General features: G+C 38.3%; 16 protein-coding genes and 3 pseudogenes. 17 read left to right on the forward strand and 2 right to left on the reverse strand.

Annotated elements, in window-relative coordinates; genetic code table 11:
- Positions 1-66: 66 nt before the first annotated feature.
- The 7 genes from H7U04_RS06895 (at position 67) to H7U04_RS06925 (ending at position 6,780) form a co-directional block, all read left to right on the forward strand.
- The gene (locus H7U04_RS06895) at positions 67-1,416 is read left to right on the forward strand and encodes a glucose-6-phosphate isomerase (protein WP_022496539.1); all 1,350 of its coding nucleotides are present in this window, start codon (positions 67-69) and stop codon (positions 1,414-1,416) included.
- Positions 1,417-1,600: 184 nt separating this feature from the next.
- Positions 1,601-2,401 (forward strand): SDR family oxidoreductase, encoded by an 801-nt coding sequence (locus H7U04_RS06900; RefSeq protein WP_022496540.1) that lies wholly within the window; start codon positions 1,601-1,603, stop codon positions 2,399-2,401.
- A 62-nt stretch (positions 2,402-2,463) separates the two neighbouring features.
- Entirely contained in the window at positions 2,464-4,290 is a 1,827-nt protein-coding gene (locus H7U04_RS06905) for a BglG family transcription antiterminator (RefSeq protein WP_079119902.1), read from the forward strand.
- Positions 4,290-4,787, forward strand: a complete 498-nt coding sequence (locus H7U04_RS06910; protein ID WP_022496542.1) for a transcriptional regulator GutM — start codon at positions 4,290-4,292, stop codon at positions 4,785-4,787. The genes H7U04_RS06905 and H7U04_RS06910 overlap by 1 nt, the downstream gene beginning before the upstream one ends.
- Positions 4,784-5,326 carry a PTS glucitol/sorbitol transporter subunit IIC gene (locus H7U04_RS06915; RefSeq protein ID WP_022496543.1) on the forward strand — a complete coding sequence of 181 codons (543 nt, stop codon included), beginning with the start codon at positions 4,784-4,786 and terminating at the stop codon, positions 5,324-5,326. Before H7U04_RS06910 ends, H7U04_RS06915 begins: the two co-directional genes overlap by 4 nt.
- A 16-nt stretch (positions 5,327-5,342) precedes the next feature.
- Entirely contained in the window at positions 5,343-6,323 is a 981-nt protein-coding gene (locus H7U04_RS06920) for a PTS glucitol/sorbitol transporter subunit IIB (protein WP_022496544.1), read from the forward strand.
- A gap of 94 nt (positions 6,324-6,417) precedes the next feature.
- Positions 6,418-6,780: a PTS glucitol/sorbitol transporter subunit IIA gene (locus H7U04_RS06925; protein ID WP_022496545.1), complete on the forward strand. Its 363-nt coding sequence runs from the start codon at positions 6,418-6,420 to the stop codon at positions 6,778-6,780.
- A 353-nt stretch (positions 6,781-7,133) separates the two neighbouring features.
- Here H7U04_RS06925 and H7U04_RS06930 read toward each other — a convergent pair.
- Positions 7,134-7,616, reverse strand: a pseudogene (locus tag H7U04_RS06930) (transposase); the annotation flags it as partial.
- On the opposite strand from H7U04_RS06930, the pseudogene H7U04_RS06940 reads away from it, so the two are divergent.
- Positions 7,608-8,580: pseudogene (locus tag H7U04_RS06940) on the forward strand (transposase); the annotation flags it as partial. The pseudogenes H7U04_RS06930 and H7U04_RS06940 overlap by 9 nt on opposite strands.
- Positions 8,581-9,215: 635 nt before the next feature.
- Positions 9,216-11,033, forward strand: a complete 1,818-nt coding sequence (glmS, locus tag H7U04_RS06945; protein WP_022496548.1) for a glutamine--fructose-6-phosphate transaminase (isomerizing) — start codon at positions 9,216-9,218, stop codon at positions 11,031-11,033.
- Between the two features lie 344 nt (positions 11,034-11,377).
- Here the strand turns inward: glmS and H7U04_RS06950 are convergent.
- Positions 11,378-12,627: pseudogene (locus tag H7U04_RS06950) on the reverse strand (ISL3 family transposase).
- A 314-nt stretch (positions 12,628-12,941) separates the two neighbouring features.
- On the opposite strand from H7U04_RS06950, the gene H7U04_RS06955 reads away from it, so the two are divergent.
- From H7U04_RS06955 to H7U04_RS06990, 8 genes are all read left to right on the forward strand, one after another.
- Positions 12,942-13,814 carry a helix-turn-helix domain-containing protein gene (locus H7U04_RS06955; RefSeq protein WP_037600167.1) on the forward strand — a complete coding sequence of 291 codons (873 nt, stop codon included), beginning with the start codon at positions 12,942-12,944 and terminating at the stop codon, positions 13,812-13,814.
- Between the two features lie 153 nt (positions 13,815-13,967).
- Positions 13,968-15,545 carry an ATP-binding cassette domain-containing protein gene (locus tag H7U04_RS06960; RefSeq protein WP_022496557.1) on the forward strand — a complete coding sequence of 526 codons (1,578 nt, stop codon included), beginning with the start codon at positions 13,968-13,970 and terminating at the stop codon, positions 15,543-15,545.
- A gap of 155 nt (positions 15,546-15,700) precedes the next feature.
- Complete coding sequence (locus tag H7U04_RS06965) at positions 15,701-16,417, forward strand: YebC/PmpR family DNA-binding transcriptional regulator (RefSeq protein ID WP_002883635.1); 717 nt, start codon at positions 15,701-15,703, stop codon at positions 16,415-16,417.
- Between the two features lie 125 nt (positions 16,418-16,542).
- A complete protein-coding gene (locus tag H7U04_RS06970) occupies positions 16,543-16,881 on the forward strand; it encodes a preprotein translocase subunit YajC (protein ID WP_002886455.1) in 339 nt (112 codons plus the stop codon).
- 128 nt (positions 16,882-17,009) lie between these two features.
- A complete protein-coding gene (locus H7U04_RS06975) occupies positions 17,010-17,759 on the forward strand; it encodes an isoprenyl transferase (protein WP_002886457.1) in 750 nt (249 codons plus the stop codon).
- A 12-nt stretch (positions 17,760-17,771) separates the two neighbouring features.
- Positions 17,772-18,566, forward strand: a complete 795-nt coding sequence (locus tag H7U04_RS06980; protein WP_201059457.1) for a phosphatidate cytidylyltransferase — start codon at positions 17,772-17,774, stop codon at positions 18,564-18,566.
- A 16-nt stretch (positions 18,567-18,582) separates the two neighbouring features.
- Positions 18,583-19,845: a M50 family metallopeptidase gene (locus H7U04_RS06985; protein ID WP_014633647.1), complete on the forward strand. Its 1,263-nt coding sequence runs from the start codon at positions 18,583-18,585 to the stop codon at positions 19,843-19,845.
- 70 nt (positions 19,846-19,915) lie between these two features.
- Positions 19,916-21,778, forward strand: a complete 1,863-nt coding sequence (locus tag H7U04_RS06990; protein ID WP_183138085.1) for a proline--tRNA ligase — start codon at positions 19,916-19,918, stop codon at positions 21,776-21,778.
- The last annotated feature ends 93 nt before the right edge of the window (positions 21,779-21,871 follow it).

Genomic DNA, 21,871 nt, shown 5'->3' on the forward strand with positions numbered 1-21,871 from the left:
TATTGTCAAAAGATAAATAAAAGAGTAGAATAAAGGGTAGAATTGATTTTTTTAAAGGAGAAACTAATGGCTCATATTACATTTGATTATTCAAAAGTATTAGACAAATTTGTTGCACCACATGAAGTGGAATACATGCAAGCACAAGTTACAGCAGCAGATAATGCTCTACGAAACGGAACAGGTCCCGGAGCAGAAATGACAGGCTGGTTGAATCTGCCTGAAGAATATGATAAAGATGAATTTGCTCGTATTCAAAAGGCGGCTGCTAAAATCCAATCTGATAGTGAAGTGTTAATCGTCATCGGTATTGGAGGATCTTATTTAGGGGCACGTGCAGCGATTGATTTCTTGAATAATTCTTTTGTAAATCTACAAAGCAAGGAAGAACGTAAGGCACCTCAAATCCTCTATGCTGGAAACTCTATCTCATCAAGCTATTTGGCTGATTTGGTAGACTATGTATCAGACAAAGATTTCTCTGTCAACGTTATTTCTAAGTCAGGAACAACTACAGAGCCTGCTATTGCTTTCCGTGTCTTCAAAGAACTCTTGGTTAAGAAGTATGGTCAGGAAGAAGCAAATAAACGGATTTATGCAACTACAGACCGCGCTAAAGGTGCAGTTAAGGTTGAAGCAGATGCTAATGGCTGGGATACTTTTGTAGTGCCTGATAGTGTTGGTGGTCGTTTTACAGTATTGACAGCAGTGGGACTCTTGCCAATCGCAGCTGCAGGGGCTGATATCAGCAAGTTGATGGAAGGAGCAAATGCTGCTCGCAAGGCTTATGCTTCTGATAAGTTGGCTGAAAATGAAGCATATCAATATGCAGTTGTACGCAATATCTTGTACCGTAAAGGTTATCTGACAGAAGTTCTAGCTAACTACGAACCATCATTGCAATACTTCTCAGAATGGTGGAAGCAATTGGCTGGTGAGTCAGAAGGTAAAGACCAAAAAGGTATTTACCCAACTTCAGCGAACTTCTCAACAGACCTGCACTCTTTGGGGCAATTTATTCAAGAAGGAACTCGTATCCTCTTTGAAACAGTTATTCGTGTAGATAAGCCTCGCAAAAATGTGTTGATTCCTGAATTAGCAGAAGACTTGGATGGCCTTGGCTATCTGCAAGGAAAAGATGTTGACTTTGTCAATAAGAAAGCAACAGATGGAGTGCTGTTAGCTCATACAGACGGCGGAGTGCCAAATATGTTTGTGACCCTGCCTGAGCAAGATGAGTTCACTTTGGGCTATACTATTTACTTCTTTGAGTTAGCTATTGCTCTTTCTGGCTACCTGAATGGTATCAATCCATTTGACCAACCAGGTGTGGAAGCATACAAGAAGAATATGTTTGCCTTGCTTGGTAAACCAGGCTTTGAAGAGCTTGGTGCTGAGTTGAATGCACGTCTTTGATTCTCATATGCTTTGAGTTCATTTAGAATATAAAAAGATCCACAAGTTCATTTCTAGTGGATTTTTTAGTACAAGCCTCTTAATTAGTTTATTAATTTTTTGAACAGTGTAAAAAAGAGTGTCTTAATTCTTTTATGAAAGCGCTGTATAATTGCCTTGTAAATAAAATTTGAGAGGTATCAAAATGAATGATTGGTTAGACATTAAAGGCAAAACAGTTCTTGTGACGGGTGCGTCATCTGGGATTGGTAAGGCAATAGTCGAAGAATTGTTGGAATTAGGAGTCAATGTAGCGAATTTTGATCTTAGCGACAACGATTTGCGTCACCCGAATCTATTATTTGTAAAAGTTGATGTAACTTCTCGCTCTGAAGTAGAAGCAGGAGTCGCTAAAATAGTTGAAAGATTTGGCAATATTGATGCGGTAGTCAATAATGCGGGGATTAATGTACCTAGATTATTAATCGATGCAGAAAATCCTAAAGGTCCTTACGAGTTGGACGATGAGACGTTCGAAAAAATAACAATGATTAATCAAAAAGGTTTGTATTTGGTTAGTCAGGCAGTAGGACGTATTTTAGTGAAAAATGGAAAAGGTGTAATTGTGAACATGGCTTCAGAAGCAGGCTTGGAAGGTTCTGAAGGACAAAGTGCCTATGCTGCAACAAAAGCAGCAGTCTATAGTTACACTCGTTCATGGGCGAAAGAGCTTGGTAAGCATGGTGTACGTGTGGTTGGAATTGCTCCAGGAATTATGGAAGCTACGGGACTTCGAACTCTTTCTTATGAGGAAGCTCTTGCTTATACCCGTGGAAAGACGGTAGAAGATATTCGAGCTGGTTATGCTTCAACCTCAACGACTCCATTGGGACGGAGTGGGAAACTACGTGAAGTAGCTGATCTTGTAGCGTTCTATATTTCAGACCGTTCTAGCTATATAACAGGTGTCACTACAAATATTGCCGGAGGTAAAACTCGCGGATAAAACAATGAAGGTGGGGAAGAGAGTTGACCTTAGTAAATCGATGGTATAATATTTTAGACAAAATGGTTTCGCAGCCAACTTATTCCTTGGTAGATATGCGCTCAGAACTGGATATTAGTTTGCAAACCTTGCAAAAGAGTATCCAACAATTAAATGATGTTTTGGCTCCTAATATCCAGATTATCTCACAAGATGATCTGTTAATGTTGGAAGTGTATGACTATACAGAGTTGGAAAGGATTTTATCTGGTAGTTTAAAACAGGAGAGTGACTTCAATTCTTCCAGTAAAAGAATTGCCTATTTGCTAAAACGTTTAATTGAGTCAACCTCCCCTCTTCTTATTGACGACTTGGCTGAGGAAGTAGGTGTTAGTAGAAGTACCCTTAATAAGGATTTAAAACAAGTAAAATCTTTGGCAGAGAGTTACTCTATTACTATTTCAGGAAAGCCCAACCGTGGGCTGGAGGTCTTGGGGAGCGAGCTGAATTTGCGCTTGCTCTATATTCACCAAGTGGCTCCTTACTTTGAAGAAAGGACACTCACTGAGGCAACCTCTTCTTTTCTGGAGACGCTAGTCCAGGACTATAAAATCCCTAAAGAAACACAGGAACTCCTTCGAAAGACCATTTCAATTATGGTGGAACGTATTCATACATCTAAGGTGTTGAATTGTCCTATTCCTTATTATAAGAATGATTTAACAGAGACACCTTTGGCTGAGAAATTAATCTATCATATTGAGATGACTTATAAGATTTCCCTCAGTCAGTTTGAAATAGACTTTTTGTGTTTTCCGTTTAATGTCCGTTTTATTGACACTTTAAGCAAGCCGTCTTATCAATCTGAACAGGTTGCAAACATTTTTCAAGGGATTGTCAAGAAAGTCAAAGAAACAATGTTGGTTCACTTTGATGATGAAGAATTATTTGAAGAAATAAAGTCTCATCTAGGCGCTTTAATCAATCGACTGATTTTCCATGTGCAAGCTAATGATATATTTCATGGCGAGGTTCAAACTCAATATCCTTTTGCTTTTGAAATGGCGAAAATTGCTGGAGAAGAACTATCTGCAATTTTGGGTTCAGAATTGGAATTATCTGAAATCGGATATCTGGCTTTGTATTTTGAAATGATTTTAAGAAAGCAAAATTCTGCTGTTAAGGGTTCTCGCAAGCAGATAGCTGTAGTTTGCACAACAGGAAGAGGAACCGCTGCGATGATTATTCAGCAACTCAGACGAGTCCTTGGAAATGATGTAGACATTACTCAGTATTCTGAAGAGGATTTTAATGTGGAATTGAATCAGGACTATTTCGCGATTTTTACGACAGTTCCTCTAAAATATAAAGATTCTAAATCTCCAGTCATTCAAGTTAATCATCTTTTTGATGATCAATGGCTGCAGGAAGAATGGCAGAAAGCCAATGCTTTTCATCAAAAAAATCTAGAAACAGTTAGCTTACGCTTTCTTCGATTAAGCCCCCAAAAAACCTATCAGCAATACTTGCTAAATATGGTTGCAGAGTTAGGGAAACTTCAGATGATTGATAAAGGTTTTATAGAACGGATAATTGATAGGGAGAAAAAGCAATCAACCATTTTTGGTGGAGGAATTGCCTTCCCCCATACAATTAACCAGGGTTATGCAAAGACTATTTTAATGTTTGGAAAACTAGAAGAGCCTTATCAAAAAGGAGATGAATGGATTGAATTTATCTTTCTAGTCGCCATTCCCTCAGAAATTGAAACAAAAATGGAAAGTGAATTACTGGAATTGTATGATGATATTTTTAGAATTGCAGGAGAGCCTTCTCTGAAAGAGGCATTGAGATCGGTAGAAACAGAGACAGAGTTTCTATCATTTTCTAAGAGCAAAGGAGTATTTTAATGAATTCGCTAATAATTTTCGCCGTATTTGTAATGGCAGCTTATATATTTCAAATGTTCCTCGGCTGGCAGCAACTCAAAGACTTCAATAAGACCTATACGATGCTCCGAAAACTGGGTCGCGTAGCGATTGGCAGGAAGTCCGGAAGAATCAAATCCGGTACGATTGTCATGTTCGCGGTTGATGAAAACGGTCGGGTTCTTAAAGCTAGCAAAATGCAAGGAGTCACAATCTTAGCGCGTTTTCAAAATATGGACGATTATGTTGGAGAAGACATCCATTATTTTGACAAGTATAATCCTCTTGTGAGAAAAGAAAATAAGTTGATGCAATCAGCCATAGAAGATGCTAGAAAAGTCTATCTTTTGCATGAGGCAGGTATTGAGAAAGAGACAAGTTCATCTGATTCTTTTTTGGGATTTGGCTTTTATGCGAATTACTTACAATTATCTATTAAACAGTTATTAAAAAAAAATAAGAAAAGGGGTTCCTTATGAATCACATTACAAAATTTGCAGAGAATTTTATGAAACTCTTCCAATTAGGTGGAGAAACCTTTATTAGCTGGATGACAAATATTGTACCGCTTGTCCTAATGCTATTGATTGCAATGAATACCCTTATCGCTTTCTTGGGAGAAGAGAAGGTCAATTCCCTGGCTAAGATTTCTGCCAAAAATCCTGTTAGCCGGTATATGATTTTACCTTTCATTTCAGCCTTTATGCTGGGGAACCCGATGTCAATCAGTATGGGACGTTTTTTACCAGAATATTATAAACCTAGTTTTGTAGCAGCTCAGATGCAGTTCTGCCACACTTCAAATGGTGTATTTCCGCATATCAATCCTGGGGAATTGTTTGTATGGATGGGAATCGCGACAGGGATTCAAACTTTAGGCTTGAGTCAAATGGACTTAGCCATTCGTTACATGCTTGTTGGGATTGTCATGAACTTTGTAGGTGGCTGGGTAACAGATTTTACAACTGCTTATGTTGCGAAACAGCAAGGGGTTACCTTGAGTAAAACATTTGATTGATAGAAAGAGTGAATTTATGTCATATAAGAGTATAAAAGTTGTTAAAGGAAATGGCGGTTTCGGAGGACCTTTGGTCATTACTCCTAGTGAGGCAAAGCATAAATTTATCTATATCACTGGCGGCGGAGAAAAGCCAGATATTGTGGATAAAATTGCTGATTTGACAGGTATGGAAGCTGTTAATGGATTTAAAACATCTATTCCTGATGAGGAAATTGCTTTGGCAATTGTAGATTGTGGCGGAACTCTTCGCTGTGGAATCTATCCTAAGAAGGGGATTCCGACGATCAATATTGTCGCTACAGGTAAAAGCGGACCTCTAGCTCAGTATATTACAGAGGAAATCTATGTATCAGCAGTTGGTCTTGATCAAATTTCCGCTGCTAATGAAGATGAAAAAGCGACAACGGTGGTTACTGAAAAACCAACTTACGATACTAGTAAAAAAATCACAGAACAAAAAGCAGAAACAAGTATTGTAGCAAGAATTGGGATGGGGGCTGGTAAGGTTGTTGCGACTTTCAACCAGGCTGCTCGTGAAGCCATCCAAACAATGCTCAATACTATTATTCCTTTCATGGCCTTTGTTTCTTTACTAATTGGGGTTATTCAGGGTTCTGGTGTTGGAAATTGGCTGGCAAAACTAATGGTTCCTCTAGCTGGGAACATTTGGGGACTCATTTTGATTGGCTTTATCTGTTCCTTGCCATTCTTATCTCCTTTGTTGGGCCCTGGAGCTGTTATCAGTCAGATTATCGGAACCTTAATTGGAGTCGAAATCGGAAAAGGAAATATTCCGCCTCAAATGGCTCTGCCAGCTATATTTGCTATCAACACTCAAAATGGCTGTGATTTCATTCCTGTAGCACTTGGGCTATCTGAGGCGAAAGCTGAAACTGTTGAGGTTGGTGTCCCTTCTGTTCTCTATTCACGTTTTCTCAATGGTGTTCCTCGGGTCTTAGTAGCTTGGGTCGCTAGTATTGGTCTTTATCAGTAGAGCATGGTTAGGTTGTGCACACATATAAAAAATAGTATCTTAAACTTATCTATTAGGAACATGAAAGATTAGAGAAAGGATGGATCGGAATTAGATGAAGAAAATTTTTGAAGCTAAAGTAATTCAAGTGGGACCTGAAGCTCAGAATATGATTCAAGACGCTAATATGCTCATTTTATTTGGAGAAGAAGCTCCGGGAGACTTAGCAGAGTATTGTTTTAAGATTGATAACAAAAATCTGCTAGGTTCAATACTAGAAGGCGGCAAGCTGGTGGTAGATAATCAGGAATATTCGATTACTGCCGTGGGAAATGTAGTAGAAAAAAATTTAACTGGACTGGGCCATATCACTATTTCTTTTGATGGTTCAAAAGAGGGCAGTCTGCCGGGCACTCTCCATGTTGCAGCAGACCAAGCAGTAGTAATTGAGAAAGGTTCTACCATTCAGATTTTCTAAGTAGCTCAAGTAGGATAGAAAATCAAATCCTGTAAACTATCAAAGCAGCAGCCTAAAACTAAACGCAGCCTCCCTTAGGGGAGGTTCGGATTGAAGACAAAGTCCTTAGAAGACACTTTTCTAAGGGCTTTTCTTTTTGTAAAGTTGTATAATAGAGGTAAGAAAAGTTGTGAGGTGCTAGCTATGTTTCACAAAGAAAAACCTGATTATCATCGCTGCCAATATGGCTTCTATACGATAGACGAATTGGTCCCAGAAGATCACTTTCTTCGCCAATTGGAATCAGAGGTTGATTTCGACTTTATGATACTGTCAATAATTTTGTGTAAACACTCAAGTAGAGTTATAGAGTGCTAATCAAATAAGCTTTCAAGTGTGTCAGAACATTGTCCAAACCCTTTATGGATTCGTTGACTTTGCTTGAAATTATAATCTTCAAACAAAGTAACTAAGTAACGTTCCAGAGCCTCCTCGTTAGGAAAAAGAACCTTCTTTTTCGTTTGACGTTTGATTTCTTTGTTAAGAGACTCAATGAGGTTTGTCGAATAAATGCTGTGCCAAATTTGATAGGGAAACTGAAAAAAAGTTAAAAGATTATCCGTTTTCTCCAGGCTTTCCGTGACTTTCCTATACTTTGGTTTCCATTCGGCGATAAAGTCCTCTAAAGCTTGTACTGCCATTTCTAAATTTTCAGCACGATAAATCATTTTAAATTACCCCAGAATAACCGCTCGATCAGATCGTTTCACCCTACTAGCCAGATTTCGACTAATATGAATCAAGCAACGTTGTTGTTTAGCTAATGGGTAAGCCTGACTGATAATCTGCTCAAGCCCTTAGAATCACAAAAACAACTAGATAGCTTACGAGTACGTAAAACAGATAAGATTGACGCTGAAAAACTAGCTACGTCTCAGTTCATCCTCAATCGTAAACCAAGCTATGTCCAAGAAGTGCTTTATCAAGAATTACGCGACCTCAGCCATTTCTATCAGAATCTTACTGGGGATATTTTCTGCGCTAAAAATCGTCTGCACAAGGTTCTACAGGTCTCTTTTCCTGAATTGTAAAACATCTTATCTTCACCAACTGTGGGAACAATATTGGAACTTGGTCATGACTTTTCCATGTAATAGTTTTGTACTGGAGTTAGATGACGCCGAATTAACAGCTATCATCCGTCAGTCTACGGCAAAACGCATCTCTGAAAAACGTGTGACTTACTTAGTAGATAAGCTTACAAAACTAGCTAATCAGTCTTATTGTGAGGTCAAGAAAACCTCTCCAATGATGGAAGAGATCAAATACTATGCAGGGGAGTTACTTAGGCTTTCTGAATATAGACAAGGCGTTTTAGAGGAGATGGTAACTTTGGCTCAACCTTTGCCAGAATACGAGATTCTTCTCTCTATTCCTGGAATCACTGAAACCACAGCGACAAGTATTATTGGCGAACTTGGTGACATTCGTCAATTTCATTCTGCCAATCAAATCAATGCTTTGATCAGCATTGACCTCAGCCACTATGAATCTGGGGACTTTCTAGCAAAGGAACATATCACCAAACGTGGGAATCCCTATGCCATAAAGGTTCTCTTTAAGTGCATTCATAACATAGCTTCAGCTGGCTACACCAATCCTTGTCATATAGCAGACTTCTATGAGAAACGGAAAAGACAATCGCAAGTGACTTCAACCAAACCACACACGATTGCCTCTACACATCGTCTCATTAGAACAATGTATTACCTCATAACACATAACAAGCTTTACGATTATACTTCTACCCAAAATCGGTAAAATTGTTTATGCCATATGATTGTAACACCTTATCAAAAAACCACTAGGTAAGGTGTTGTTTTTGCGTGCACTTTTTACACTAAACTTTAGTTCAAAAATAGACAAACTCCTTAGTTTGACTATGTAATTCAATCTATTTTTTTATCAAATGCCTTGATATGCTTGACAAATGGTAGAAAAGGACTCAGTCCTGTGCAATACAGAACTAAATCCTTTGGATAAATTAATTGTCTAACTTTTTGGGGTCAGTACAATTTTTATGGGACTTTTTGTGTATACTCAAAAAGCTCTATAATCTCTACAGTGGTTTTACAAATCACAGAAATAAAAAAATCTGAATTATTAGCGAAATTTTGTTCTTTAAAGGAAAATAGAGTTTAATTGGAAGTGGTATAACAAATTTCGTTTTTATTCATTTAAATAGTTGTTAAGAAAAATTGATTTAGATTATCTGATAATAAGTTTTTACTTGACAAATTGAAGATAGTCATCTTTTATGACTATACCAATTTAATTGTTGACAACTAATAAAACTAGGTATATAATGACTTTGTTCGGTTCAATAATAGGATATTGAACTATACCAATTTGTAGGAAAGGGATAGTAATTTAAAAGTTGCTACAGGTAATAATTAATGTGTGGAATTGTTGGAGTTGTTGGAAATAGTAATGCAGTGGATATCTTAATACAGGGTCTCGAAAAGTTAGAGTATCGCGGTTATGACTCAGCAGGTATTTATGTGACTGATGCCCCAGATAAAGGTTGTCTAGTTAAATCAGTTGGTCGTATTGCAGATCTTCGTGCTAAAATTAGCTCCGATGTTAAGGGATCAACTGGTATTGGTCACACGCGTTGGGCAACACATGGTCAAGCAACTGAGGATAATGCTCACCCACATACTTCGGAAACAGGGCGCTTCGTTTTAGTTCATAACGGAGTTATTGAAAACTATCTCCAAATTAAAGAAGAATACTTGCAAGGACACAAATTTAAAGGTCAGACAGATACTGAGATTGCAGTTCACTTGATTGGTAAATTCGTTGACGAAGATGGATTATCAGTTCTTGAAGCCTTAAAAAAATCTCTTCATATTATCCAAGGGTCATATGCGTTTGCTCTTGTTGACTCTCAAGCACCAGATACGATTTATGTTGCCAAAAACAAATCTCCACTTTTGATTGGTGTTGGTGAAGGTTACAACATGGTTTGTTCAGATGCCATGGCTATGATTCGTGAAACTAGTCAATTTATGGAAATTCACGATAAAGAGTTGGTTGTTCTGACCAAAGATGCTATCACAGTTACCGATTATGAAGGAAATGCTATTGAACGCGGTACTTATACAGCTGAACTTGATCTTTCTGATATTGGTAAAGGAACTTATCCTTACTATATGTTGAAAGAAATTGATGAGCAACCTACTGTAATGCGTAAATTGATTTCTACCTATGCAGATGATGAAGGAAATATCACTGTTGATCCAGCTATTGTCAAGTCAGTACAAGAAGCAGATCGTATTTACATCTTAGCAGCTGGGACTTCATATAATGCTGGTTTTGCGTCAAAAGCTATGTTTGAAAAATTGACAGATACACCAGTTGAAATAGGTGTTGCATCTGAGTGGGGTTACAACATTCCACTTTTGAGCAAAAAACCAATGTTTGTTTTGCTTAGTCAATCAGGTGAAACAGCAGATAGCCGTCAAGTTTTGGTGAAAGCTAACGAAATGGGAATCCCTAGTTTGACTGTTACCAATGTACCTGGTTCTACGCTTTCTCGTGAAGCAACATATACGATGCTTTTACATGCAGGGCCTGAAATTGCTGTAGCTTCTACAAAAGCTTATACTGCTCAGATTGCGGCTCTAGCTTTCCTTGCGAAAGCTGTTGGTGAAGCAAATGGCAAGAAAGAAGCACTTGAGTTTGATTTAGTGCATGAGTTATCAATTGTTGCTCAGTCAATTGAAGCGACTCTCTCTGAAAAAGATATGATTTCTGAGAAAGTTGAGAACTTGTTGGCTACAACTCGTAATGCTTTCTACATTGGTCGAGGAAATGATTATTATGTAGCTATGGAAGCATCATTGAAGTTGAAAGAAATCTCTTATATTCAATGTGAAGGCTTTGCTGCGGGTGAGTTGAAACACGGTACAATTTCATTGATTGAAGATGGTACTCCAGTTTTAGGATTAATTTCTGCAAGTGAAGTTGTGGCTGCTCATACTCGTGGTAATATTCAGGAAGTTGCTGCTCGTGGAGCTAATGTTTTAACAGTCGTTGAGGAAAAATTAGCTAAAGCTGATGATGATATTATTGTCAATCAAGTACATCCATTCTTATCACCGATCTCAATGGTTATTCCAACTCAGTTGATTGCTTACTATGCTTCTCTACAACGGGGTCTTGACGTGGATAAACCACGAAACCTTGCAAAAGCAGTAACAGTTGAGTAAGTTAGTTTCCGCATTCTAAATTTTATTAGCTCTTTTTTATCATTTATCAAGTCTATCAAAGCTTTAAGTTAAAAATGAGATAAGACAGTACTATTCTGAGTTTATTGTCTTAGTTTTAACAATTTTTGAGCCATAAAAAGGCATGCTAAAAAATACCTTTCCTGGTATTTTTGATCAAGGTTTCTTGCCAGTTTGTCAAGTGACGTATAGCGCTATACTACAATTTTACAAGACCCCACTACTTTAACCTAACGAAAAAGTAGTGAGTACTCTCTGGTTGGAGATTTTCTCACTACTCATCTTAGTATGTTTGTCAACTGTAGTGGGTGGCGAAAAGCTAACATCTAGAGAGGACCAGATAGGTCTTCTCTTTTTTTATGTTTAGAGTGATGAAGATACGTTTCTTAAAGTTGATGAAGTTTCTAAAACCGAAGCCCAACCGTTTGATGTCTTTAATCAACTTGTTAGTAGCTTCCAGTTTTGCGTTTGAATAGTCTGTTTCTAGTGCATTTTGGATGTATTGCTTGTGTCTAAGAAAAGTCCTAAAGACCGTTTGAAAATAGTGATTGACCTTGCTTCTATTTTCCTCTATCAGCTCAAAGAACTCATCTACTCTCTTCTCCTGAAAGTGAAAAAGCAAAAGCTGATAAAGAGTATAGTAGTCGGTGAGCTCTTCTGAAAAGACCAATGTCTTCTCAATGACTTCATGTGGGCTTAAGGTTTGACAAAATGTCTTCGAGTGAAATGAGTTACAAGATAGCTTACGACTGTCCTTTTGAAAAAGTCGCCAGTGATTTTTCAAGGCTCGATAAGGTAGTGACTTCTTATCGAACTGGTTCATAATCGCAATTCTTGTCTTTAAAAAGGCACGTCCAAGGTACTGGATAATGTGAAATCGATCAAGAACAATTTTGGCGTTAGGGAAAAGTCTTCGAGCTAGTGGCATATAAGTTCCTGACATATCTATCGTGATAAACTGTACCTTTTGGCGAGCTTTCAACGGATACTTCAAAAAGTAGTTTCGAATAGTGGTTTGACGGCGATTATCGAGGATAGTTATGAGTTTGTTGGTCTCATAGTCTTGCGCCACAAAAGCGAGTTCACCTTTCTTGAACCCAAGCTCATCCCAGGACATAACAGCTGGGAGTTTGTCATAATGCTCCTTGAAAGTAAACTGGTCAAGTTTACGATAGACAGTGGATATCGATACACGAAGTCTTCTGGCAATATCCGTTAATGATAGCTTTTCAGTTAGAAGTTGAGCAACCTTTTGTCGGACAAGGTTTGAGATTTGGTGATTTTTCTCAACGATTGATGTCTCAGCGACCGTGACTCGCCTACAACTTTTACACTGGAAGCGACGTTTCTTCAGACGTAGTAGTGTCGGAGTTCCAGCTTGCTCTAGAAGAGGGATTTTAGAAGGTCTTTGAAAGTCATATTTAATCATCTTTCCTTGGCAATGTGGGCATGGTGGTGCAGGGTAATCCAGTTTTGCATGAATTTCGATATGAGTATCAGTTTCAAAAACAAGAGAAATAATGATGTTAGGGTCTTTAATTCCGATTAATTCTGTGGTATTCTTAATAGGTCTCATAAGTTCTTCCTAATGGTAGTTTCGTCGCTTTTCATTATAGTTCTTATGGGACTTTTTGTGTATACTCAAAAAGCTCTATAATCTCTATAGTGGTTTTACCCACTACAGAAATTATAGAGCCGTAATCAGATAAGATCAGCTTTGGCTGGTCTTTTTTTAACCATTTGTAGGCTAAAACTCTCCATTAATGATTTCTTGTAGCTTAATTTACGAACTTTTATTCTAAACGTTTCGGACGGGCTAGTTGGGTTTTGTGGCTCTTTAATTTAGGGATGATTGTTGCTATAATTAGTTCAAGCATAGGAGGATGAATCATGATTGGACCTGTGGAAATGGGTGCTTTGTTGAAAAAAATTCGTTTATCAAAGAATTTGACATTGAAAGAACTTGCTAGTGATTATTTATCAGTATCTTTCTTATCAAAATTTGAACGTGGAGAATCTGATATCTCATTATCTAGATTTTTTCTTTTGTTAGATAAATTGGATGTCAGTATTGAAGAGTTCTATGGTATTTTATCTCAAGATAATCCGACTCATACTGAAAAGTTATTAGAAAGTGCTAGTAAGGCTTATTATCAAAACGATAGTTTATCGTTACAGAAGTACGCTGGAGAAGAGCGTCGTAAATTTGAGCTCACACAAGACAAATCATTTCTCTATAACAGTATTATGCTAGAATCTTTTTTGGCAAGTGTTTCAAATAAAGAGGTTGATGAAAATAAGGTAAGGGAATTAACAGACTATCTTTTTAGCATTGAACAATGGGGAAAAAGAGAGTTAATCATATTAGGAAATAGTATGTCGTTTATTTCCACCCAGACACTTAATGTTTTGACCAAGGAGATTGTGTATAGAACTAGACTTTTTGGAAATAGCGACTCAAATCAAAGAATCCGAATTAGTCTTCTTATTAATGCAGCTTATGAATTTTTACGACGTGATGAACTAGATTCAGCGAAATACTATTTAGATTTAGTCAATGATAGTGGAATTCCTGAGGTCCTCTTATATGAAAGACATGAGTTGATATTTGTAATGGGGTCTTACTTGATAAAGTCGGGTGAAGTTGCTGAAGGGAGAAATCTAATTGAGGGGTGTTTAGAAACTCTTAGGACTTTAGGTGCGGAAAAGTTATTGCTTGCTAAGGAATCAGAGTATCAAGAGTTGTTAAATTCCACTATATGACAATTTTATAGAGTGAGTTAAAAAATAGAATAAACTAAGACCATAGTACGACATCACTATGGTTTTTAATTTTCAATGGATATATGGTATTCCAATGTCTTCAATTTATCCAACTGATTATATACCAAGGTGATTTAGATTGTGAGGAAATCTATGAGAACCTATATTCTTAAATACAAGTATGACAATTTAGTTCATATCCTACTGTTAGCACTGAATGCTGCTATTTTCGTGAGTGCCTCGGTAACCTTAGCTTTAATGACGAATCAGCTGGTATCTAAGCGAATCCAATCTTTTTTAGCTCTCTTAGGTCTAGAGGTAGGTCTTTACATTATTTATTTAGTTTTGAATTATATTATTGCGGTACATCAAACAAAATTAATCCAAAAAATGACTTTGTCTATTCGTCAGTCTTATCTTAGTAAAATTATTCACCATTCTTTTAGTGAATTTAGAAAGAGTGATATTGGAGAGCATCTCTCAGTATTAAATAATGATATCCAATTGATTGAATCAAATGGCTTTTCAAGTATTTATACTCTTTGTTCAACAGTATTCACCACTTTGTTTTCAATTATCGCCTTATTAAGTTATGATGTAAGGATTGTTCTGCTAGCCATTTTTTTAACTTTGTGTCTGACTTATCTTCCCAAACCATTTACCAATAAAATGCAGAAATCAATGGAGATATTTTCCAAAGCGAATGAGGAGCTTGTTTCTGGAATAAGCGATCAGTTATATGGATATGCGGATGTTTATTACGCTAGTCGTAAACAGATATTTCTTAGACAAGTGAGGTCCATTGTTGAGAAATATATTGTACAAAAAATTATTTTTACAAAAAGAAAGACTAGCACTGAGACGCTGATGGCTTTATTTTCAGTTATCGCCCAGATGTTGATACTTCTTCTAACTGGCTTGTTAATTATTTTTGGAAATATTACTGTTGGAACCATTACCTCAGTAGGACAGATATCAGGTAATATTTTTAACTCTCTATCCACCATTAATCAGCTGCAAGTGACCATTAAGTCTGTCAATCCTATCTTAAAAAAATTTCACGATTTTCCAGAGGGTCCAAAGACTTGTATAGCGACAATTCAGGATGTTCATTTTGAGAATGTAAGTTATCATTTTGGAGAGAAGGCTATTTTTGAGGGATTCACCCAAACCTTTAAAAAAGGAGGCAAGTATGCTATTACTGGATGCTCAGGTAGTGGGAAGTCAACCCTGCTTAATATATTCCTAGGCAATCTTAAAGATTACGAGGGAACAATCTTGTTTGGAAAATTGGAGTCAAAAGAGATTGATGAGAACTCAATCGTGTCTAAATGTGCCTATGTTGGGAGTCAAACTCATATCTATAATGATACCTTGAGGAACAATCTAACTCTTTGGAATGAAGTTATTACTGATACGCAGATCAAGGAAGTTCTTGAAAGAGTTAATCTTTTATCTTTCTTAAGTCGTATAGATGAGCAAGTAAGCGACGGTAGCTTTTCGGAGGGTCAAAAACAAAGAATAGGCCTGATAAGAGCGTTTTTAAAAGGAAGTTCTGTTGTGATTTTTGATGAAGCCACTGCAAATCTTGACCATAATAATGCTACTCGTATTGAGCACCTTTTATTAAGTGATCCTAATATCACTTATATCACGGTTACCCACCATCTTATAAAGGGAAATGAACCATATTTTGATAAGATTATTCGTTTGGGAGAGGGGACTGAGTAAATGTTTCATATGATAAATGCTTAGGATTTATTTCAATTTTACTAACGGCAGTCAAAGTGCTATAATGTAAGGGATTGTGAATTTAGCAAGCTTTGCTATTTTCAAAAAAGAAAAAACAAATCAGAGATACAAATCTCTTAGAAGAGGTGAATCCCATGGGACGTAAATGGGCTAATATCGTTGCTAAGAAAACTGCTAAAGATGGTGCAAACTCTAAGGTTTACGCTAAGTTTGGTGTCGAAATTTATGTGGCTGCTAAACAAGGTGAACCAGATCCAGAATCAAACTCAGCTTTGAAATTTGTTTTGGAGCGTGCTAAACAAGCGCAAGTGCCAAAACACGTTATTGATAAGGCCATTGATAAGGCTAAAGGTAACACTGATGAAACTTTCGTTGAAGGACGTTATGAAGGTTTTGGACCAAATGGTTCTATGATTATCGTAGATACTTTGACTTCAAACGTTAACCGTACAGCTGCTAACGTACGTACTGCCTTTGGTAAAAACGGTGGTAACATGGGTGCTTCAGGTTCTGTTTCATACATGTTTGATAAAAAAGGTGTTATCGTATTTGCAGGTGAAGATGCAGATGCTATCTTTGAACAATTGCTTGAAGCAGATGTAGAAGTTGAAGATGTAGAAGCAGAAGATGGTACTATCACTGTTTATACTGAGCCAACAGATCTTCACAAAGCTTTGGAAGCTCTCCGTGCTAACGGACAAGAAGAGTTCCAAGTGACTGAACTTGAAATGATTCCACAAACTGAGGTTACTCTTGAAGGTGAAGACCTTGAAGTTTTCGAAGGACTTATTGATGCGCTTGAAGCAGACGATGATGTTCAAAAGGTATATCACAACGTAGCAGATATGTAATCTCATTCAACACTTTCCATCGTAAGGAAAGTGTTTTTATGTGGTCTGTCTAAGGATTTGTCTTGCTTGTCCTGACTTAATCTGATATAGTAGTAGCCAAGTGAATTATTGGAGGAATACGAAATATGAATATGATGCTAGTTTTGGCCATTTATGTGGTCGCAATTGTTGCTTATGTGGCTTTCAGCCGTCGTCGCCAAGCAAAGGCACAGGAAGATCGTTTTGCAGGTCTTGCTAAGGGTGCTGAGGTTGAAACAATCGGTGGTTTGATTGCTATTGTCGATGAGATTGACAAAGAAAATAATCGTATTGTTTTGGATGCAGAAGGTGTTTTCTTGACCTTTGATTTGAGTCGTTCAATCATGAAAGTAATCACACCAGCACCAACTACAGAAACAGCAGAAACAACTAAAAAGACAATTATCGAAGAAGATTCAGCAATTGAGTCTGCTGATGAAAAGTAAGATGTGTATTTGAGACTAGGTTAAATCCTGGTCTTTTTGCGTTTTCTAATCTTATCGGTATTAAAAGCTGTTCAGAACCCCTGAAAATGTGGTAAAATAAAGGGTAAACTATATTTAGAGGATATACCATGTTTAAATTTAGAAAAAAATCTCATCAAGAGGTTCTAGACAATATTCCCAACCATATCGGTATTATTATGGATGGAAATGGTCGTTGGGCTAAAAAACGTCTACAACCACGTGTGATGGGGCATAAGGCTGGGATGGACGCCTTGCAAAAGGTAACTATCGAAGCGTCACAACTTGGAGTTAAGGTATTGACAGTATATGCCTTCTCAACTGAAAACTGGTCACGCCCACAAGATGAAGTGAAATTCATCATGAATTTGCCAGTTGAATTTTTTAACAAGTATGTACCAGAATTAGACAAAAACAATGTTCGTATTTTGACAATCGGAGATAACAGTCGTCTGCCTAAGGAAACCTTAGATGCTCTTGAAAAGGCAGTTGAGCAGACAAAACATAATTCCGGTTTGGTTCTCAACTTTGCACTGAACTATGGTGGTCGTGCGGAGATTGTATCTGCAGTTCAAGCGATTGCTAAAGAGGTTGAAGCAGGCAAACTCAGTCCTGAAGCTATTGATGAAGATCTCATTGCTAAGCATTTGATGACAGATAAATTGCCTTACCTCTACCGTGATCCAGATTTGATTATCCGTACGAGTGGCGAGCTTCGTCTTAGTAATTTCTTGCCTTGGCAATCTGCCTATAGTGAGTTTTACTTCACAGATGTTTTCTGGCCAGACTTTGACCAGCAGGGGCTACGTCAAGCCATCTCTGACTACAATAAACGTCACCGTCGCTTCGGTGGTGTCTAGAAAGGACCTCTCATGCAAGAACGTTTAATTGGTGGGGGTGTGGCAGCAGCCATTTTCCTCCCATTGCTCTTTATCGGTGGTCTTCCTTTCCAACTTTTGGTTGGAGCCATGGCCATGGTTGCAGTGTCTGAGATGCTTCGCATGAAGCACTTGGAGATTTTCTCTATCGAGGGTATTTTATCAATGGTGGCAGCTTTTATCTTGGCTGTACCGATTGATCGGTATTTTATCAGTCTTCCAACAAATGCTAGTGTGACAGGTTTCGCTGTTATTTCATTTTTGATTCTAGCGGGGACAGTCCTTAATAGCGACCACTATTCTTTTGATGATGCAGCTTATCCAATCGCATCAGCCTTTTATGTTGGTTTTGGTTTCCAAAATCTCATTGCGGCACGTTTGGATAGTTGGGAAAAAGTTCTCTTTGCCCTTTTTATTGTTTGGGCAACAGATATTGGAGCTTACCTCTTTGGTCGTCAATTTGGTCAGAATAAGCTATTGCCAAAAGTATCACCAAATAAGACTATTGAGGGTAGTGTCGGTGGTATCTTGTCCGCAATCATTGTGGCTCTTATCTTTGGTTTGATTAACCACGGCGTTTATGCCCCTCACAACTTCTTCTGGTTGCTTATCTGTACGATTCTCTTTAGTATCTTTGGTCAATTTGGTGATTTGGTTGAATCAGCTATTAAACGTCACTTTGGCGTTAAAGACTCAGGCAATCTTATTCCTGGGCATGGTGGTATTTTGGACCGTTGTGATAGCTGGATCTTTGTTTTCCCAATCATGCACTTCCTAGGACTTTTTTAAGAGTGGAGGTGTCTAGATGAAAGCTATTATTACCTTTTTACTGATTTTCTGTGTGATTGTCGTCTTCCATGAGTTTGGTCATTTCTTTTTCGCCAAACGCTCAGGAATTTTGGTTCGTGAATTTGCCATTGGTATGGGACCGAAAATTTTTGCACACACTGGTAAGGATGGTACCGTTTATACTATCCGTATCCTCCCTTTGGGTGGTTATGTCCGTATGGCTGGTTGGGGTGAAGATACAACTGAGATTAAAACAGGTAGCCCTGCCAGTCTAACGATTGGATCAGACGGTAAGGTAAGACGTATCAACCTTTCGGATCGCCAGATTGATCAGACGGCTTTACCTATGAACGTCACCGCCTATGATTTGGAGGATAAGTTAACCATTACAGGTCTAGTCCTAGATGAGACCAAGACCTATGAGGTTGACCATGATGCCACTATCGTTGAGGAGGATGGTACAGAACTTCGTATCGCTCCTAAGGATGTCCAATATCAAAATGCAAGCATTTGGGGACGTTTAATTACCAACTTTGCTGGTCCTATGAATAACTTCATTCTTGGGGTGCTTGTCTTTATTATCTTAGCCTTTGTTCAAGGTGGTGTTCAAGATACATCGACCAACCGTATCCAGGTAGCCGATGGAGGTGCTGCTCAGGTGGCAGGCTTAAAAAATGGTGATGCCATCGAGGCTATCAATAAGGACAAGGTTACTGATTGGGACAGCTTGAAGGAAGCATTGACAGAGAATACCCAAAAATTCTCCAAAGGTGATAGCCTTTCTGTGACAGTTAAGAGAAGTAACGGTCAGGAAGAAACAATCTCTGTTAAACCTCAGGAGAACCAAGGTAGCTATTTTTTGGGTGTTTCTCCTGCTTTAAAAACAGGTCTTAAAGATAAGATTTTTGGTGGTTTCCAAATGGCTTGGGAAGGGGCCTTCAAAATTCTCGTAGCACTTAAGGGGCTTATCACCAACTTTAGTTTGAATAAACTTGGTGGACCGGTTGCTATGTTCCAGATGTCTGCCCAGGCTTCAGAAAATGGCTTGATTTCCATTCTTAACCTTATGGGGATGCTCTCAATTAACTTGGGAATTTTCAATCTTATCCCAATTCCAGCCCTTGACGGTGGAAAAATTGTTATGAATATTATTGAAGCCATTCGTCGTAAACCACTTAATCAAGAAATTGAAAGCTATATTACACTTGCAGGTGTTGCTATCATGGTTGTTCTTATGATTGCAGTCACTTGGAATGATATTATGCGTGCTTTCTTTTAATTAGAAACAAAGAAACGAAAGGAAGTCTAAGGGACTTGAGCCAAGGGCCAGCCTCCTTAGTATGTAAATGATGAAACAAAGTAAAATGTTGATTCCAACACTTCGTGAAATGCCAAGTGATGCTCAAGTTATCAGTCATGCCCTTATGGTACGTGCGGGTTACGTGCGTCAGGTTTCTGCTGGTATCTATGCTTATATGCCATTGGCAAATCGTGCTATCGAGAAATTCAAAACCATCATGCGTGAGGAGTTTGAAAAAATCGGTGCGGTTGAAATGTTGGCGCCAGCGCTTTTGACAGCAGATTTGTGGCGTGAGTCAGGCCGTTATGAAACTTACGGCGAAGACCTTTATAAACTTAAAAACCGTGATAAATCTGACTTTATCCTCGGTCCAACTCACGAAGAAACGTTTACAGCCTTGGTTCGTGATGCGGTTAAATCATACAAACAATTGCCACTTAATCTCTACCAAATCCAATCAAAATACCGTGATGAAAAACGTCCTCGTAACGGTCTTCTTCGTACACGTGAATTTATCATGAAGGATGCTTATAGTTTCCACCAAAACTATGAAGATTTGGATGTCACTTATGAAGACTACCGTAAGGCCTATGAAGCTATCTTTACACGTGCTGGCCTTGAGTTTAAGGGTATCATCGGAGATGGTGGTGCCATGGGTGGTAAGGATTCTCAAGAATTTATGGCGGTTACTCCTGAGCGTACAGATCTCAACCGTTGGGTAGTTCTTGACAAGTCAATTGCTTCATTGGACGAGATTCCAGAAGATGTCATGGAAGAAATCAAGAAAGAATTGACATCATGGTTGGTATCTGGTGAAGATACGATTGCATACTCTACAGAGTCAAGCTATGCAGCTAACCTTGAGATGGCAACAAACGCCTACACACCAGCGACTAAGGTTGTGACTCAAGAAGAAGTTTCACGAGTTGAAACACCAGATTGCAAATCAATTGATGAAGTTGCTGCTTTCTTGAATGTTCCAGAAGAACAAACCATCAAGACTTTGCTTTTCATTGCTGATGATGAACCGGTGGTGGCCCTTCTTGTCGGTAATGATCAGGTTAACGATGTGAAGTTGAAAAACTACCTTGCTGCTGATTTCCTTGAACCAGCTACAGAAGATGAAGCACGTCAAGTCTTTGGCGCTAACTTCGGTTCTCTTGGTCCAGTTAATCTTCCTGAAAATGTTCGTATCGTTGCGGACCGTAAGGTTCAAGACGTGGCTAATGCGGTCGTTGGAGCCAATGAAGATGGTTACCACTTGACAGGAGTTAATCCAGAGCGTGACTTCAAGGCAGAATACGTGGATATTCGTGAAGTTAAAGAGGGTGAAATTTCACCAGACGGTCAAGGTGTCCTTCAGTTTGCGCGTGGTATCGAGATTGGCCATATCTTTAAACTTGGTACACGTTACTCTGAAAGTATGGGTGCTAATGTTCTTGATGAAAATGGCCGTGCTGTTCCAATCATTATGGGATGTTACGGTATCGGTGTTAGCCGTATCTTGTCAGCTGTGATCGAACAACATGCACGTCTCTTTGTTAACAAGACACCAAAAGGTCAATACCGCTATGCATGGGGAATTAACTTCCCTAAAGAATTGGCTCCGTATGATGTTCACTTGATTACAGTTAACACTAAAGATGAGGAAGCCAATGCTTTGACAGAACGTTTAGAAGCTGCTCTTATGGCTGAAGGCTATGATGTCTTGACAGATGATCGTAATGAGCGTGTTGGTTCTAAATTCTCTGACAGTGACCTTATCGGACTTCCAATTCGTGTGACAGTTGGTAAAAAGGCCAGCGAAGGTGTCGTCGAAGTTAAAATCAAGGCAACTGGTGATACTATTGAAGTTAATGCCGATAACTTGATTGAGACACTTGCTATCTTAACAACAGAACAAGATGCTTAATATAAAAAAATCTTTTCTGAACTGCACCCCAAAAGTTAGACAGAAAAAATCTAACTTTTGGGGTGTTTTTATTATGAAATTGACTTATGAAGA

Origin of the sequence: Streptococcus sp. 22.1 (genome assembly GCF_016648645.1) — a bacterium.
In the GTDB taxonomy this organism is placed as follows: Bacteria; Bacillota; Bacilli; order Lactobacillales; family Streptococcaceae; genus Streptococcus.

Bases quoted from the DNA above. Each gene is read 5' to 3' on its own strand.
- H7U04_RS06895 (WP_022496539.1), top strand. From the start codon at position 67: ATGGCTCATATTACATTTGATTATTCAAAAGTATTAGACAAATTTGTT.
- H7U04_RS06900 (WP_022496540.1), top strand. From the start codon at position 1,601: ATGAATGATTGGTTAGACATTAAAGGCAAAACAGTTCTTGTGACGGGT.
- H7U04_RS06905 (WP_079119902.1), top strand. From the start codon at position 2,464: ATGGTTTCGCAGCCAACTTATTCCTTGGTAGATATGCGCTCAGAACTG.
- H7U04_RS06910 (WP_022496542.1), top strand. From the start codon at position 4,290: ATGAATTCGCTAATAATTTTCGCCGTATTTGTAATGGCAGCTTATATA.
- H7U04_RS06915 (WP_022496543.1), top strand. From the start codon at position 4,784: ATGAATCACATTACAAAATTTGCAGAGAATTTTATGAAACTCTTCCAA.
- H7U04_RS06920 (WP_022496544.1), top strand. From the start codon at position 5,343: ATGTCATATAAGAGTATAAAAGTTGTTAAAGGAAATGGCGGTTTCGGA.
- H7U04_RS06925 (WP_022496545.1), top strand. From the start codon at position 6,418: ATGAAGAAAATTTTTGAAGCTAAAGTAATTCAAGTGGGACCTGAAGCT.
- glmS (WP_022496548.1), top strand. From the start codon at position 9,216: ATGTGTGGAATTGTTGGAGTTGTTGGAAATAGTAATGCAGTGGATATC.
- H7U04_RS06955 (WP_037600167.1), top strand. From the start codon at position 12,942: ATGATTGGACCTGTGGAAATGGGTGCTTTGTTGAAAAAAATTCGTTTA.
- H7U04_RS06960 (WP_022496557.1), top strand. From the start codon at position 13,968: ATGAGAACCTATATTCTTAAATACAAGTATGACAATTTAGTTCATATC.
- H7U04_RS06965 (WP_002883635.1), top strand. From the start codon at position 15,701: ATGGGACGTAAATGGGCTAATATCGTTGCTAAGAAAACTGCTAAAGAT.
- H7U04_RS06970 (WP_002886455.1), top strand. From the start codon at position 16,543: ATGAATATGATGCTAGTTTTGGCCATTTATGTGGTCGCAATTGTTGCT.
- H7U04_RS06975 (WP_002886457.1), top strand. From the start codon at position 17,010: ATGTTTAAATTTAGAAAAAAATCTCATCAAGAGGTTCTAGACAATATT.
- H7U04_RS06980 (WP_201059457.1), top strand. From the start codon at position 17,772: ATGCAAGAACGTTTAATTGGTGGGGGTGTGGCAGCAGCCATTTTCCTC.
- H7U04_RS06985 (WP_014633647.1), top strand. From the start codon at position 18,583: ATGAAAGCTATTATTACCTTTTTACTGATTTTCTGTGTGATTGTCGTC.
- H7U04_RS06990 (WP_183138085.1), top strand. From the start codon at position 19,916: ATGAAACAAAGTAAAATGTTGATTCCAACACTTCGTGAAATGCCAAGT.